The sequence below is a fragment of the Enterobacter sp. KB-280D8 genome (assembly GCF_041399405.1).
Taxonomy (GTDB): domain Bacteria; phylum Pseudomonadota; class Gammaproteobacteria; order Enterobacterales; family Enterobacteriaceae; genus Enterobacter; species Enterobacter cloacae_N.
Map to the genome: position 1 here is coordinate 1 of NZ_JBGKEC010000036.1, position 358 is coordinate 358.

General features: G+C 53.1%; 1 pseudogene. It reads left to right on the top strand.

Annotated features, from left to right (window positions below):
• A pseudogene (locus AB8818_RS22900) lies at window positions 1–358 on the top strand (host specificity protein); the annotation flags it as partial.

Sequence of the window (358 nt, forward strand, 5' to 3'; positions counted from 1 at the left end):
TCAATCTGTAGCGAAGGCTAAAATCCTCGTTGCGCTTGGGGAAGGGGAGTTTGCAGGGCAGCTAACCGGCAAAGATATTTACCTGGACGGAACGGCGCTGGAGAACTCCGACGGCTCACAAAACTTCAGCGGCGTGACGTGGGAGTTTCGCGCGGGAACGCAGGCGCAAAATTACATCCAGGGCATTCCCGGTACTGAAAACGAAATCAGCGTGGGTACTGAAGTTTCCAGTGTTACAGCCTGGACACGCACTTTCACTAACACCAAGCTCTCGGCAGTACGCCTGCGTCTGAAATGGCCGTCTCTGTTTAAACAGGAAGATGACGGGGATTTGGTCGGCTATTCGATCAACTATGCT